The following is a 14837-nucleotide window of genomic DNA, read 5'->3' on the forward strand; positions in this document are numbered from 1 at the left end:
CTCACAAGAAAGGCCTGTCGACCCATCCTGCGAGGTGCTTCTCCCGCTCATCCGTACGATTTGCTTATAATATATCTCTGATCTTCATCGATGTCAACACTTTTAGAGAACATTAGTTCCTATTAAGATCGTTTGAAGATCAAGAAGCCGTCATCCACCGGTACAGTTTGGCCATTAATAGCTGAAGCTTCCGGGGAGAACAGAAAAGATACCACATCAGCGATTTGCTCCGGTTGAATCAGCTTTTTGCTCAGATGCTGGTCAGCCAGGAAATCCTTGAAGCCATCCCCGTCTTTAATGATAGGCGTATCGATAAATCCTGGTGCTACCGCCGTAACACGAATGCCATCCTCTGCCAATTCAAGCGCTGCAGACTTGGTCATCATGACAACAGCAGCCTTTGCCGCTTGATAAGCAAAGCTGCCTTTCGCAGCCATATAACCGAATATGGAAGCCGTGCTAACAATGATTCCTTGAACTCCGAGCTCCTTCATTTTTTTGGATGCATAGTAAATACCGAGATACACACCAAATTGGTCCACGGAAATGACATGGTTATAATATTCAGGTGTATGCTCTTCGAAGGAGCGCACGTCTCCCACGCCGGCATTATTGAAGATCCCGTCGATGGTTCCATGAGTGGCCACCGTCTGATCGATCAGGTTCTGAATATCCTCGGGCTTGGAGACATCCGCTCTGACATACGATGCTTGTCCGCCTGCTTTTTGGATCAATCCCATGGTTTCTCTAGCTGTAGCTTCATTATAATCCGAAGAAACAATAACCGCACCTTCTGAAGCCAGCTTCAGGGATGCAGCACGTCCGATACCGCTCCCTGCTCCGGTTACAACGATTACTTTATTTTGTAATTTCATAAAAGCTCACTCCAATTCTTGCAGGTTAATTTTGTTAATTTTTACTGTCCCATCATCCCGCCGTCTACCGTGTACAGCGATCCTGTGACAAACGAAGCTTCATCGGACAGCAGGAAATTCATCACGGCTGCCACCTCTTGTGGTTCACCATAGCGGCCTAGCGGAGTTGCTGCTTCATTCGCTGCTTTGTAGTCATCAGGTATGCCAGAGTTCTGTTCGATTTGACGCATCATACGCGTATTGATGGTTCCCGGAAGCACGGCGTTCACACGAATGCCCAGCGGTGCCAGTTCATTCGCCGCCACGCGGGTTAACCCGATTACTGCATGCTTGGACATGATATACGGGGACATTCCCGGTCCGCCCATCAAGCCTGCAAGAGAAGATGTATTCAGAATAGCGCCTGACTTCTGTTTTTTCATAACTGGAATAACATAATGCAGACCAAGAAATACACCGCGGACATTGACGTTATAGACCATGTCGAGTGCCTTAACATTCTGCTCCTCCAAAAGACCTGTCGGACCTTCGATCCCTGCATTATTAGCAAAATAGTCAATAGTACCAAATTTTTCTATCGCTTTGTTAACGTAATTTTGTACATCCTCTTCCTTGGATACATCGGCTGCGACCGCCAGAGAATTGGATTGATTCAAACCCAGTTCTTCAATAACCTGCTCCACGGCTTCCACTTTCAAATCCACCAGGACCAGATTCAGTTTACGTTCTGCGAGCCGGCGGGCAAGCTCTTTGCCAATACCGCCTGCGGCGCCGGTGATGACTGCTGTTTTCACTTGAGATTCGCTCATTATATATTCGCTTCCTTTTTAAGTTTTATTTACTTCAACGAAGTGGAAGCGGAATCATTCCGTCCACAATCCTAGATTACTCCCATTTAATTGTTTATACAATAATCATAATTTAAGGTATTGTCGCCTAGGTAACAGATCATCCTAATTCGTATCCGATCTGCGAGTTATTGAACAGATAGGTGCATTTTGTTGCTATCCATAACGCAGAGATCGATTATTCATCAATGGTCAGGTAAGATAGGTTCATAGCAATTCTGGATAATGGAGGCAGAGGATACATGTCAGTGGAGAAATTAGACCGTAGAGCCCGAAGAACAAGACAAGCTATTCAAGCCGCGTTTGTTGAACTGGTTTTGGAGAAAAGCTATGAATCCGTAACGATTCAGGAAGTGGCTGACAAGGCAGACTATAATCGGGGAACTTTTTATAAACATTATGTTGGCAAAGAAGAGCTTTTGAATGAGATACGAGAGGTTTTTTTACGGGGCATCCGTGAGGCACTGCTGAGGCCTTACAAAGGTATGGAACAGGTGGAAGCAACGCAGATTTATCCATCCAGCCTGAAACTTTTCGAACATATTGAGGAGCACAAAAATGAATTTAGGGCTCTCCTCTCCGTACATAACAGCATCAGCGAGGATCTGTATAGTACCTTGAGGGCATCCATGCGGGAGGATATGCATATGGAGATGGAACCAAGCGATCCCCCGCTGGACTATGAATTAATGCTGAGCTACCGCTTATCTGCAACCGTTGGCGTGATCATGCACTGGGCAGAAATGAATTTCAAATATTCCGCAAACTACATGGCTGACCAGCTGTTGGCGCTCGTCAATAGTAAAATTGATCATATTGTTTTCAAAAGAAAACCCTAACAACAGTCGGAATATCCCTCGCTCCTTATACACCGCCATGTTTGGACCGGAATTTGGCGAAGGACCAAATGATTAGCATCAGCAGAACTGCCAGACATATCCCGATGCTGAACCGGTTTTGCCGGTCAATAAGAAACAGTACCGCAATGACCGCCAGACACAAAACTACGGTACCTGTTATAAATGGAGATCCCCAAACTTTGAAGGCGGGTTTAACCGGGTATGCTTTTCGAAGCTTCATCTGGGAAAGAACAATACAAATCCATACCAGAAGAACGACGAAGCCTGGTACCGCCATCAGCACCCGGAATAACTGCTCCTGAGCAAACATCCCCAGCATAGCACCAGCAAGGAGTATGACTCCGCATAACAACAGCGTGTTCACCGGACTGCCTTTTCGGTTTGTTTTTGCCAGTATCTTGGGAGCCTCGCCGGCAGCAGCCATGGAAAAGAGCATCCGTGATGCCCCGTAGATTCCCGAATTCGCAGCCGACAGCACAGCGGTAACCAGGATAAAGTTCATGATATGGGCCGCCCCTGAGAGTCCTGTCGAGGAAAGCACCTGCACGAACGGGCTGCTCTCAGGCCCAACCTGGTTCCATGGAATCAATCCGCAGATAATAAGAATCGGCAGCGTAAAAAACAGAATAATTCTCAGAATAAAATTACCGACCACCTTCGGTAATATACGCTCTGCATTTTCCGTTTCGGTCAGCGTCAAGCCGATAAGCTCAGAGCCCCCATAGGAAAACATGACTACAAGCAGTGCTGAGAAAACCGATGTCCAGCCATTCGGAAAGAAGCCACCGTAGTTTGTGAAATTCTGTAAGTAAGGCGTATGCTCACTTGGAATAATACCGAATATTAAACCCATTCCAAGAACGATAAATATAACGATCATGGCGATTTTGATACCTGCCAGCCAAAATTCGAATTCTCCGAATGTCCCCACGCTCATTAGATTGATAAGAATAATAAAGGCCGCACTGGCCAAACTAAGCACCCATAAAGGAACTTCCGGAAACCAATACTGCAAAAAGCTACCAGCAGCTATTATCTCAATCACGCATACCGATAACCACATGAAGCAGTACATCCAGCCCATAATAAAAGAGATTTTCTCCCCGAAAGCTTCGCGGACGAAATCCTTCATGTTTCGGCCAGGATACACGGTCGCCATTTCTGCCATCGCAGCCATGACGACCAGCAGCAGCAGCCCTGCAAATATATAAGACACGATAACCCCTGGCCCCGCCAGTCCAATCGTTTCAGCACTGCCTTTAAAAATCCCTGTTCCGATCACACCGCCCATCGCCATAAAGCTGATATGTCTAGGCTTTAATTTTTTCTGTAATGATCCTTCTGCTTGTCCCATCCATATCCTCCTGGTGTAATCATCCGTGATGACTATGTATTTTTACAAATGTATTTTTCAGTATAACCTATTGTGCTTATTTGTGAATATAAAGCATGCTTGGCCGATGCAAAAATTTAAACTAAATTTAAACATGATCAAACCATGAATATGTTATGATCATACTCGGCTGTTATAAGCCAGTCATAATCCATGTTACAAGAATGGCGGTGTGATGATGCTTCATTCCTATCTGTTTCCCATTTCCTATGCCTTTATGTCTTTTCCCTTTGCGGCTCTCTTGTTTACCCTGCCGTTTTTAATCGTTCAATACCGTAAATACGGTTATATTAATAAGGTCCGCACATTTGTGCTGTACCTGTTCCTGCTCTATTTGCTTAATGCATTTTTCCTGGTCATTCTCCCGCTGCCCGCAACACGGCATAACCCGGCACTAACGTCGGGGGCTATGCAGCTGCTGCCTCTTAATTTCATCAATGATATTTTGAAGGAAACCTCCGTCATTGGAGAAGATCCTTCAACATATCTGCATCTCCTGAAAGAACGCGCATTTCTGCAGGTCATATTCAATATAATACTCACGGTTCCTTTCGGTATGGTACTTCGTTATTATTTCCGTACGGGCTGGGTCCGCTCGATCCTGTTTTCATTCCTGTTGTCCCTCTTTTTCGAGGTTACTCAGCTAACCGGGATCTATGGATTATACGACCATGCCTACCGTGTCTTTGACGTCGATGATTTGATTATGAACACGCTGGGCGGCATTTGCGGGTACCTGGCTGCGGAATGGCTGTCGGGTCTTCTGCCACGAATCGAAAAGCTTGATGAGGATGTTAACGTATCTACCAAAAGAGTCACATACACGCGCAGGGCCATCGCTTTTCTGATCGATTCCCTGATCTGGCCGATTCTGATGGCCATGTGTTATGTACTGCATATTCCCGCTTCATTTTGGGTGGCCACAGGGATTTACTTCATATTAATTCCCTGGTTTACGGATGGACTTACACCCGGAAAATGGGTGGTGCGTATCCGGTTGACGAAGATGGGAGACCGAATTACACTGGCCGCCCTGTTTAAGCGCTATGGATTATTGTACTGGGTATTTTTCGGTCTTAACCGCCTGCTGGCCGGCTCGCTGGACAATATACCGGAGATCGGCAGACTTTTCCTGGGAATCGTCGTCTTCATCATGAATGCCTGGTTCTTCATTCACCTGGTGATCCATTTGTTTAAAAAAGATCCGATGCTGTTCTACGAGAAGTTCAGCAAGACCCGTCAAGTCGTCCTGTGGAAAACCCCTTCTGAAGAAACAGAAAAAGAGCCTGCATAGGCTCTTTTTCTTGTTAAATCATTCATACCGCAGAGCTTCGATCGGGTCCAGCTTGGCTGCTTTTCTCGCGGGGAACACACCGAATATAATCCCGATGCAAGCCGAGAAGCCAACGGCCAATAAAACTGAATTCATGGAGATCGCTGTCTTGATGCTCATCATATTGCCTACCAGCTTGGAACCTCCAAATCCGAGTAAAACGCCAATGATACCGCCCAGAATGGCCAGCGTAACAGATTCAACGAGAAACTGGGAGAGGATGGTACCTTCCTTAGCTCCGATAGCTTTGCGGGTTCCGATTTCACGGGTACGCTCTGTGACAGACACCAGCATGATGTTCATAATGCCGATCCCGCCGACCAACAGAGAAATGGCCGCCACGCCGCCCAGGAATAGCGTTAATGTCTTCGTGACGCTTTCGGCGGAAGACAGAACATCCTCCTGGCTTTGCACCTTGAAGTCATCCTCACCGCTTCCCAGCTTGTGGCTTTGGCGCATCGTATATTCCATCAATGCCATGGTGCTTTGAATTGTACTTGGAGACTTGGCCTCCACCAGAATTTGCCGGATCGCATTCTTGGAGCCGCCTGCTTGGAACCTCGCCTGAACCGTGGTAATCGGAGAGATCGCCGTATCATCCAGATCTGTCGTGCCTGACGAACCCTTGGACTTCAATACGCCAATCACACGAAAAGGGATATTGTTGATTTTGACGATACTTCCTATCGCATCAAAACCTGCTTTCCCGAACAAATTTTCAGCTGTCGAAGCCCCCAGCACAACCACCTTAGCTTTGTCCGTAACTTCGTCCTCTGTAAAGAAGCGCCCGATATCCGTCTCCCAGGACTTAATGTCTGCATAGCTTGGCGTTGTACCAATGATGCTTGTGGACGTAATATTTGCCCCATTCTTAAACGACGTATTCGCCTGCATGACTGGAGCCACATATTTCACCGTGTTGATCTTCGAGATGGGTTCCGCATCCGAAAGAGTGAGCGTTCCCTCACTGCCGCCGCCCGCTCCGGATTGTCCCGAGGAAGAGGCGGTCACCGTAATCAGATTGGAACCGAGGCTCTGGATTTGACTGGTTACCTGATTATTGGTTCCTTGCCCGATGGATATCATCGCAATGACCGTTGCCACCCCGATCATAATACCGAGCATGGTTAAAAACGAACGGAGCAGATTGGATTGCAAACTTCGAAAGGACAGCTTCAGCAGTTCACCTATATTCATACAGACACACGTCCCGTATTCAGCCGGTCCGATTCGATTTTCCCATCCCTGAACCAGATGATTCGATTGGTGTGTGCTGCGATCTCCGGTTCATGCGTGACGAGAACAATCGTATTTCCGTTGTTATTCAGCTGCTTGAAAATGCCCATAATCTCTTCTGAGGATGCAGAATCCAAATTTCCAGTAGGTTCATCCGCTAAAATAATAGATGGATCATTGGACAATGCACGGGCTATAGCCACACGCTGCTGCTGTCCTCCTGACAGCTCGTTTGGTTTATGGTGCATCCGATCCTTCAGCCCCACCAGCTCAAGGCAGTACTCCGCACGTTCCCGCCGCTGTTTCTTGCTTTTTCCGGCATACAGCATTGGGAGCTCCACATTTTCAATCGCGGAGGTCCGCTTCAAAAGATTGAAGTTCTGAAATACAAAACCGATTTTTTGATTGCGAACCTCTGAGAGCTGCTTGGCCGTTGCGGTTCCGATAACCGTTCCATCCAGCGTGTACATACCCGAGCTCGGTTTGTCCAGGCAACCTATCACATTCATCATGGTTGATTTTCCAGAGCCAGACGGACCCATGATGGATACAAACTCCCGTTCCTCAATATGCAGGGTTACGCCTTTTAAAGCATGAACCCTCATTTCTCCGGAAGCATAAATTTTATCCACGTTATCAAAGGTGATCACTACCGGCCACCTCCGTTACCGGTGCTGCTTTGCCGCGTGCCTGTACCCCCAGTGCGGTTAAACTGTTCTCTGCCGCCCTGCATTTGTCCGCCGCTAAAGCCGCCGAAGCCGCCGAATCCCCCTTGCATCATGGATGAGGAAGATGATTTGTTCGTTGAAGTCGTGGTCATCGTAATGCTGACTTTATCGCCCTCCGATAGGCCTGACATCACCTCCGTGCTGGCTCCATCATCAAGTCCGGTGGTGATTTCCTTTTGTTCCGTTGTACCGTTATTATCAACCATCACGATTTTTCTGCCGCCAAAGGATTTGATCGCCGCGTCCGGTACGCTCAGCACATCCTTCTTGCCATCTGTTATAACCGCAATCGTTGCGCTGAGTCCTGGAATTAATTTATCCGTATTTTCCTGTCCCGGAGTAATCTCCACTGTCACCGGAAAGGTCACGAGACCACTGCTTTGAATTTCACCAAGCACGGCTTTGCTGGTCACTTTGCCTTTTAAGGTCACACCCGTAAGTGCGTCAAAGGTGATGTTCGCTTCCTGTCCAACTTTTACGTCCGTAATGTCGGTGTCATCAATAGAAGCCGATATTTTATAGCTTCCTTCAGTGGAAAACATGGAAACCGCCGTACTATCCCCTGTCGGATATTCGCCGGCTTTGATGTTCACCGCTGAAATCATCCCATTATAAGGAGCGAAAATTTTGGCCCCTTCGATATTGGCCTTCGCATCACTCAGAGAAGCCTGTGCTTGCGCGACATTTGCTTTGGCCATCGCGAGATCACTTTCCTCCGGTCCCTTTTGAAGCTTGCTCAGCTGCTCGACCGCTTGATCGTAAGTCCGTTTAGCGTTATCAACCTTGCTTTGGGCCGCAGTCACAGAGGATTGCGGAGAATCTTGGCCACTGCTTTGCTGTGACGCTGCCTGTTTATATGCATTTTGTGCATTCTCGAGCGCCACCTGTGCGAATAAAACTTGCGATTGATCCGTTCCTTGTTTGACTTCATCGAGCTTCGTTTGAGCATTCACAACTGCTGTTTTGGCCTTGTCTACCTGCTGCTGTACATAAGTGGGATTAGCCAGTTTCTTGGCATTAGTCAGATCAGTCTCCGCGCTGCTTAGATCCGCTTTGGCCTTGGACACCTGGTATTTTTGATCGGCAATTGTACTGGAATCCGTTCCATCTTCCAAGCTTTTAAGCTTCGCAGCCGCACTGTCATAGTTGGCCTGTGCAGACAAGAGCGCATTTTGAAGTGCCGTTGCATCCATCTCGGCAAGCAGCTGGCCTTTTTGAACTTTGTCTCCTGCATTCACGTTTACCTTGGTAACTTTGGATTTTCCGCTGAAGGATAAGTTGACGGAATCTGACGCCTCCACATTGCCCGAGGAGGTAACCGTTTTCGATAAATTGCCCTTTTTGACTTCGTATGTAATCGTCGCTGTTTCCGTCTTGGGCTTCGCCGAGCTTTTCTGGACAAAATAAGTCCCTCCCGCTCCTATCACAACGACGCAGCTGCAGATGATTAATACGTTCTTAGTCACCTTATTCATTCATCTTCATTCTCCCTTCCCTTGAATGAGATGATCGTACCATCCTTCATTTAAAACAAGCTGAATAGGTGCTTAATACAGGCTGAAAAGTTCATTAAAGGAAAATTAAATATTTTGGAATGAAATGTTAAAAGGCTTTATTCAGTCCTATTTCACAGGCAAAAAAACAAAAAAAGCCGTCTTGGGCATTGCGCCCAAAACAGCTTTTTTGGCATCAGACTTGAGTAACCGGAATCATCCCAAATTATTGGTTCTTAATCGTATTCAAGGTAGCGAAAGCCAGAGGTGCGAAACCCTCGGCGGCTTCGCCCTGCGGTATATCCACATGGAAAATGTAGCCGTTACCGTCCAGTTCCTTGACGATATATTCATATGTCCCTGTTGTATCCTGCACCATTAAGAACAGTCTTGAACCCTTCATGGTACCCACTATGCCGCTTTCTTTCAAACGAGTAACCTTACCATACCTTCTGAGTTCAGCCTTACCCTCCAGCATCAGGTCATCTTGATTAAAATCAGCTGGTAGCTTCTCAATGCGTACCTTGAAGCGAGGATCTACATTCATATACAACAGATTCTTCTCCTTATCAAACGCGAACTGTTCAAACATATACATTGCATACCCGTCTCCGCGCACCAACTTAGCATTACGCTGCTCCTTTTCACCTTCAAGCGTGACATCCAGCTTTTTCTCATCGGGAAGCGTTTTATCCCCGCTGCTTTTATCATCCGATTTCTTCTCATCATTTTTGGTGATTTCGGTTAAAATGAGCTGCTTCAACGCGGCATCGCCTTCGATGGCTTTTTCTTCATATTTAAATTCGACTTGTTGATCGGGTTTGATTTGTTCTATGGCCTGCTTCAACTCTTCGCCAAATTGAAAAGACATCGGCTTACCCTCAACGATAATTTCAACGGTGTGTGAATCCGCTAATCCCGTGAAGCTGCCTGATTCCACTTTGATGACTGTTTCCTCTTCAGGTTTCACAGGATCTTGACTCACAGACTTATCTTGTTCCGGGGGACTGGAGTTCTCTTTTGATTGGCTCTCACATGCTGCCAATGACAAGACTAACAGGACCGTCATCAGAAAAGAGCAGATCTTCACTTTGCTTTTATTCATTTTCCAAGATCACCTCCTTCCTTTTTAGACGATGGAGCACCAAAATAGGTTTCAATCCGAAAATGGATAACTTCGTATAACCAGGTAACAACATCATCAACGGGAAGAGCCCAATCGCCTAGCAGCGAATGGGCTCTATTCTGATATTCCTAATCAAAAGATCCGTTTACTCTATTGAAGCCCTTCCCAGAATAGGCTTGCCTTCCGTGGGACCGAAGGACACGTTGATCCCTTGTTGAATCTCTAAGGTATCTTCATCCTGATATCGTGCTTCAAGTGATAAACAGAATGGTGTTTCGATTCCCCGAATCGTGAGGAGCAGAACCTCGGTCGTTCTCCAGGTGAAGCTTCCTGCGAAATATCCATCCTGACGGTTGAAAAGCTGCGATTGTCCGATCATCCAACGATGTCGACCAAGCTTCAGCTCATGTTCGCCATCAAACCCCTGCAACGTCAGGACGGCTGCATCCTCATCGAACTCAATGCTCAGGTTGTCAATTTTGAGTTCGTTCTCTTCAAGCTTATAAGTTCTTCCGCTGATTTGCGCTTCCCGTAATGAATCCAGTACAACCTGAGGAGGCTCCAAATGAAGCTGCTCCAGACGCTCTTTCAGTTCACCTGACCATTCGTCCGCGTCCACCGGTTCTGGGAGAAATGCATCCAATAGATGCTCCCACACAACATTCAAAACGCCTTGGAGATCATTGGTTCCTGATGTCATGGCTATCACAGCATCATGTTCCGGCAAGACAATACAGAATTGACCGAAGGCCCCGTCTCCACGGTACACACCATGGCGGCAGCGCCAGAATTGGTAACCATAACCTTGAGCCCAGTCACTGTCTCCCCCATCACCATTGGAAATCTGCTTGCTTGTGGCTTCATCTATCCACTGCTCTTCAATGATCCGTTGTCCCTGCCACATTCCCTTTTGCAAATACAATTGTCCGAACTTGGCAATGTCCTCCGTTGTGATGTTCAGGCCGAAGCCTCCTGTATGTATGCCGCGCGGACAGGTTTCCCAGGTTGGATGTTGAATGCCAAGCGGCTCAAACAAACGATTATGCAAAAATTGCAATAAATTTTGCCCGGATGCCTTCTGTAAAATTGCTGATAGCATATAGGTAGCACCCGTATTATAAAGAAAATGAGTTCCGGGTTCATGGTCGACAGGCAAACTCAGAAAAGCCTTGGCCCAGTTGCCGTCCACTGCCTCATGTAGAGCATCCATCGTATCTCTGTCATGGCCGGTGCCCATCATGAGAAGATGGCGAATTTGCATGGCAGCGAGATGATGAGACACTTCCTCAGGCAGATCTTCCGGGAAGAAAGAAATGACCTGATCATCCAGCGTCAAAATCCCTTCATGCACAGCCATGCCGATCGCCGTCGACGTGAAGCTCTTGCTGAGCGAGAACAGCATATGGGGAAGCTCAGGAGCGTAGGGACTCCACCAGCCTTCCGCAGCCACATTCCCATGCCGCAGAAACATAAAGCTGTGCAGTTCAATGTGATGCGCTTTCAAACCATCCAGAAACCCGATAACGTTTTTTGAAGAAATCCCCAATTCTTCAGGGGATTTTCTCGGCAGAGATACATCTGTATTCTGCATACATCCACTCTCCCTTAGTTTTTAAGTGGCTTTACTGAGAAATTAACGGCGTTTCAAATAAAAAAAAAGCGATTAATAATTACCATTATACATAATTTAGGAAGTGTGGATAGGATTTTAGTCAACCTGCTGAAACAAGAATGGAGGCAAAGTGGATGGGAAAAACCCGCATGTACATCTTCTGGCTGTTGATTGTCGTGTTCATGGTAAGTGGATGCTCCAGCAATTCATCAAACCCAAACCAGAAAACGCTTACATTGTGGTATTGGAATCGCGGACTTGATGACAAACTTATTCAGGCCGTGCAAAAACAATTTCCAGATGTACGGATCAATGCCCAAAAAATCGGCGGTGATTTCAAATCCAAGCTCAAGACGACCTTGGCCGCAGGCAGCAACGGTCCCGATATTGTAGCCTTTAACGACTGGGTTACCGAGCTGTTCCCGAGTGCAGACCGCTTCTATGATCTTTATGAGCTTGGCGCAAAAGATATCGAGCCGGATTATCTGGACTGGAAATGGCAGTTCGGTGTAACCCCGGAAGGAAAAATGATCGCTATGCCGATTGATACGGGCCCTACCGCTTTGTTTTACCGTGAGGATCTGTTCAGCCAGGCCGGACTCCCTACCGATCCCGAAGAAGTCCATAAACAAATGGGCACCTGGGAGGATTATTTCAAGGCCGGTGAAAAGCTGCAGCAGTCACTTGGAAACAAGGTGAAGCTGACCGATAATATCGGCGGCATCTATACGCAAATCAACGCTCAGTCAGACAAAATTTATTTTGACAAAAAAGATGATTTCATCGGCGAAAGTTCAGATTCATCCATGAAAAAGGCATGGGATCTAGCGGTGCAGGCTTCACAAATGGGGTTGATCGCTAACGCTAACTCATTCACGTCCGAGTGGAATGCAGCGATGAATAACGGAAAAATCGCCTCCTTCGTTGGAGCTGTATGGTGCAAGCAAATCCTGATGGATGCAGCTCCTGATACAGCCGGCAAATGGCGGGTTGCCAGAGCTCCAGGCGGTGATGGCAATAATGGCGGATCCTTTCTTGCGATTATGAAAACAAGCAAGCATCCCAAGGAATCTTTCGAAGTCATGAAATGGCTGATGAATCCGGAGAATCAGGTCACAGCCTTTAAAGATATCAACCTCTTCCCGTCGGCTACCCAAGCGCTGGATGCACCGGTTATGAAAGAGAAGGAGGACTTTTTCGGCGGTCAAAGCACGGGAGAGATTTTTACCGAATCAGCCCGGAATGTTAAACCAGCGTACTTTGGAAGCAAATATGCGAATTTGAACGGTATTGTAACTCGCGAGCTGCAATCCGTAGCCCTGGGCAAGGATCCAAACACAGCTTGGGCTGCCGCTCTGAAACGAGTAAAAAAAGAACTGCTTCGCTAATAAACCCTTATCAGACAATCACACCAACCGGGGAGGTTGAAATGTATGGGAGAACCGCTACGCCAACCACTGGAGCCGCGCACGCCATATCCTGCCGCTACCAAACGCAAGCTGTCTTCGGAACTATGGAAGCACCGCAAAGAATATTTGGCAATCTCACCATTCTATCTTCTGTTTGCCGTGTTCGGCCTGTTTCCGATTCTCTTTTCCATGTATCTGTCCTTTCAAAGATGGGATGGAATCGGTGTAATGACCTTCAATGGAGTGAATAACTACCGGTTTATGCTGACCGATCCGGAGTTTTGGAAGGCCGTGGGCAACACACTGCTCATCTGGATCTATTCCACGATTCCGATGCTCTTCTCGGCACTTGTTGTAGCTTTTCTGCTCAATGCTTCCTTCGTGAAATTCCGTACCTTTTTCCGGATAGGTTATTTTCTGCCGAACGTCACCTCACTTGTCGCCGTATCCATCGTGTTCAGTACTGTCTTTTCCAATAATTACGGACTTTTGAATTACATCTTCACTTTGTTTGGTCTCGATCCGGTCGAGTGGCTTAATCATACCTGGGGCATCCAGTTGGCTGTTTCCTTTATGGTGATCTGGCGCTGGGTTGGATATAATGCCGTCATCTATCTTGCAGGTCTGCAGAGCATTCCGACCGTACTGTATGAGGCAGCTAAAATCGATGGCGCGTCGGGTATTCAGTCATTTTTCCGCATCACGCTTCCCAATCTTCGTCCCATCATACTCTTTACCGTCATTACATCCACCATTGGCGGCATGCAGATATTCACCGAACCGCAGGTTCTTGTCGGCAACGACGGGGGAGTCAACGGCGGAGGATTAACCATCGTCCTCTATTTGTACCGCGAAGCCTTCATCAATAACTATTTCGGTTATGGATCGGCTGTCGGCTGGGGGATGTTCGTTCTGATTGCCCTCTTCTCCTTATTCAACTGGAAAATGGTTCAGGGAAAAGGAACGATGTAATGTTCAATACATATCGGGAGGGATTCGTATGGTACGAAGCAAAAACGTTTTACTATACGCGGGACTGATCGCGGGACTCATTGTATCCATCTTTCCTTTTTATTGGCTTGCCGTCATGGCAACACGCACCACGCCTGAAATTTACAGCTTTCCGCCCAAATTATGGTTTGGGACACATTTGTTCGATAATATTTCCCGGGTGTTCGAGAGCATCAACTTTTTCCGGACCCTGTTCAACACGTTGTTTGTTGCTTCTGCAATTACGATTCTGGTATTGTTTTTTGATTCGCTGGCAGGCTATACTTTCGCCAAATTTACATTCCCCGGCAAAAAGTGGCTTTTCGTTCTTCTTCTGGCTACCATGATGGCACCCGCCCAGCTCTCCCTGGTTCCTTCTTTTGTCATCATGGCCAAATTCGGATGGGTGGGATCGTTCAAGGCGCTGATTATACCCGGCATGGCAAACGCGTTCGGCATATTTTGGATCAGGCAGTACGCTGAAGAATCCGTTCCGTCCGAACTGCTTGACGCCGGCAAAATGGACGGCTGTGGATTTTTCCGGTTGTACTGGAACATTTCGCTGCCGATCCTGAGACCTGCTTTATCCTTCCTTGGAGCATTTACTTTTATCGGGGCATGGAATGACTATCTGTGGCCGCTGATCATACTCAATGATGAACGGAAATTCACACTGCAGGTTGCCCTTGCTTCACTGAATGGCATTTATACAACGGATTACGCTCTCGTGATTGCAGGCACGCTGTTGGCCGTTATCCCGCTCATTATAATGTTTCTGTTTGTCAGCAAGCAGTTCATTTCAGACATCGCTGCTGGTGCGATCAAAAGCTGATATGTTGTTCTCGGTAACTCCAAAAGCACCGATTTTCATTTCAGGTTATAATTGAATAGAAAATCAGGTTCTATATTCTTCAAGAGATTTCAAAAGAAACCG

The 14837-nt window shown here is 47.0% G+C and carries 13 protein-coding genes; 5 read left to right on the top strand and 8 right to left on the bottom strand.

Annotated elements, in window-relative coordinates:
- Positions 1-122 precede the first annotated feature (122 nt).
- Complete coding sequence (locus KJS65_RS10545) at positions 123-875, bottom strand: SDR family NAD(P)-dependent oxidoreductase (RefSeq protein WP_213649775.1); 753 nt, start codon at positions 873-875, stop codon at positions 123-125.
- Between the two features lie 41 nt (positions 876-916).
- Positions 917-1684, bottom strand: coding sequence for an SDR family NAD(P)-dependent oxidoreductase (locus KJS65_RS10550; RefSeq protein WP_213649776.1), 768 nt, complete (start codon positions 1682-1684; stop codon positions 917-919).
- 281 nt (positions 1685-1965) lie between these two features.
- Between KJS65_RS10550 and KJS65_RS10555 the strand changes: the two genes are divergently transcribed.
- A complete protein-coding gene (locus KJS65_RS10555; protein WP_213649777.1) occupies positions 1966-2562 on the top strand; it encodes a TetR/AcrR family transcriptional regulator in 597 nt (198 codons plus the stop codon).
- A 25-nt stretch (positions 2563-2587) separates the two neighbouring features.
- Here KJS65_RS10555 and KJS65_RS10560 read toward each other — a convergent pair whose 3' ends face one another.
- Entirely contained in the window at positions 2588-3937 is a 1350-nt protein-coding gene (locus KJS65_RS10560; protein ID WP_213649778.1) for an amino acid permease, read from the bottom strand.
- 217 nt (positions 3938-4154) lie between these two features.
- On the opposite strand from KJS65_RS10560, the gene KJS65_RS10565 reads away from it, so the two are divergent.
- Positions 4155-5270, top strand: a complete 1116-nt coding sequence (locus KJS65_RS10565; protein ID WP_213650750.1) for a VanZ family protein — start codon at positions 4155-4157, stop codon at positions 5268-5270.
- Between the two features lie 18 nt (positions 5271-5288).
- Here the strand turns inward: KJS65_RS10565 and KJS65_RS10570 are convergent, their stop codons facing one another.
- The 5 genes from KJS65_RS10570 to KJS65_RS10590 all read right to left on the bottom strand — a co-directional run bounded on the left by KJS65_RS10570 (position 5289) and on the right by KJS65_RS10590 (position 11483).
- A complete protein-coding gene (locus KJS65_RS10570) occupies positions 5289-6506 on the bottom strand; it encodes an ABC transporter permease (protein ID WP_213649779.1) in 1218 nt (405 codons plus the stop codon).
- The gene (locus KJS65_RS10575) at positions 6503-7150 is read right to left on the bottom strand and encodes an ABC transporter ATP-binding protein (RefSeq protein ID WP_213650751.1); all 648 of its coding nucleotides are present in this window, start codon (positions 7148-7150) and stop codon (positions 6503-6505) included. The genes KJS65_RS10570 and KJS65_RS10575 overlap by 4 nt, the downstream gene beginning before the upstream one ends.
- 44 nt (positions 7151-7194) lie before the next feature.
- Positions 7195-8748: an efflux RND transporter periplasmic adaptor subunit gene (locus KJS65_RS10580; RefSeq protein WP_213649780.1), complete on the bottom strand. Its 1554-nt coding sequence runs from the start codon at positions 8746-8748 to the stop codon at positions 7195-7197.
- 244 nt (positions 8749-8992) lie between these two features.
- On the bottom strand, positions 8993-9871 hold the full coding sequence (locus KJS65_RS10585; RefSeq protein ID WP_213649781.1) for a hypothetical protein: 879 nt from the start codon (positions 9869-9871) through the stop codon (positions 8993-8995).
- 166 nt (positions 9872-10037) lie between these two features.
- Positions 10038-11483, bottom strand: a complete 1446-nt coding sequence (locus KJS65_RS10590; RefSeq protein ID WP_213649782.1) for a serine hydrolase domain-containing protein — start codon at positions 11481-11483, stop codon at positions 10038-10040.
- Positions 11484-11638: 155 nt separating this feature from the next.
- On the opposite strand from KJS65_RS10590, the gene KJS65_RS10595 reads away from it, so the two are divergent.
- From KJS65_RS10595 to KJS65_RS10605, 3 genes are read left to right on the top strand one after another with little or no spacing between them, the layout of a single operon-like run.
- On the top strand, positions 11639-12892 hold the full coding sequence (locus KJS65_RS10595; RefSeq protein ID WP_213649783.1) for an ABC transporter substrate-binding protein: 1254 nt from the start codon (positions 11639-11641) through the stop codon (positions 12890-12892).
- A gap of 45 nt (positions 12893-12937) precedes the next feature.
- Positions 12938-13885, top strand: a complete 948-nt coding sequence (locus KJS65_RS10600) for a carbohydrate ABC transporter permease (RefSeq protein WP_213649784.1) — start codon at positions 12938-12940, stop codon at positions 13883-13885.
- A 28-nt stretch (positions 13886-13913) separates the two neighbouring features.
- Positions 13914-14735, top strand: coding sequence for a carbohydrate ABC transporter permease (locus KJS65_RS10605; protein WP_213649785.1), 822 nt, complete (start codon positions 13914-13916; stop codon positions 14733-14735).
- Positions 14736-14837: the final 102 nt, after the last annotated feature.

This window comes from Paenibacillus sp. J23TS9, assembly GCF_018403225.1.
Classification (GTDB): domain Bacteria; phylum Bacillota; class Bacilli; order Paenibacillales; family Paenibacillaceae; genus Paenibacillus_AQ.

Excerpts from the sequence above, each read along its gene's own strand:
- KJS65_RS10575 (WP_213650751.1), bottom strand. The coding sequence starts at position 7,150 with ATGAGGGTTCATGCTTTAAAAGGCGTAACCCTGCATATTGAGGAACGG.
- KJS65_RS10570 (WP_213649779.1), bottom strand. The coding sequence starts at position 6,506 with ATGAATATAGGTGAACTGCTGAAGCTGTCCTTTCGAAGTTTGCAATCC.
- KJS65_RS10545 (WP_213649775.1), bottom strand. The coding sequence starts at position 875 with ATGAAATTACAAAATAAAGTAATCGTTGTAACCGGAGCAGGGAGCGGT.
- KJS65_RS10560 (WP_213649778.1), bottom strand. The coding sequence starts at position 3,937 with ATGGGACAAGCAGAAGGATCATTACAGAAAAAATTAAAGCCTAGACAT.
- KJS65_RS10555 (WP_213649777.1), top strand. The coding sequence starts at position 1,966 with ATGTCAGTGGAGAAATTAGACCGTAGAGCCCGAAGAACAAGACAAGCT.
- KJS65_RS10565 (WP_213650750.1), top strand. The coding sequence starts at position 4,155 with ATGCTTCATTCCTATCTGTTTCCCATTTCCTATGCCTTTATGTCTTTT.
- KJS65_RS10605 (WP_213649785.1), top strand. The coding sequence starts at position 13,914 with ATGGTACGAAGCAAAAACGTTTTACTATACGCGGGACTGATCGCGGGA.
- KJS65_RS10585 (WP_213649781.1), bottom strand. The coding sequence starts at position 9,871 with ATGAATAAAAGCAAAGTGAAGATCTGCTCTTTTCTGATGACGGTCCTG.
- KJS65_RS10590 (WP_213649782.1), bottom strand. The coding sequence starts at position 11,483 with ATGCAGAATACAGATGTATCTCTGCCGAGAAAATCCCCTGAAGAATTG.
- KJS65_RS10600 (WP_213649784.1), top strand. The coding sequence starts at position 12,938 with ATGGGAGAACCGCTACGCCAACCACTGGAGCCGCGCACGCCATATCCT.
- KJS65_RS10580 (WP_213649780.1), bottom strand. The coding sequence starts at position 8,748 with ATGAATAAGGTGACTAAGAACGTATTAATCATCTGCAGCTGCGTCGTT.
- KJS65_RS10550 (WP_213649776.1), bottom strand. The coding sequence starts at position 1,684 with ATGAGCGAATCTCAAGTGAAAACAGCAGTCATCACCGGCGCCGCAGGC.
- KJS65_RS10595 (WP_213649783.1), top strand. The coding sequence starts at position 11,639 with ATGGGAAAAACCCGCATGTACATCTTCTGGCTGTTGATTGTCGTGTTC.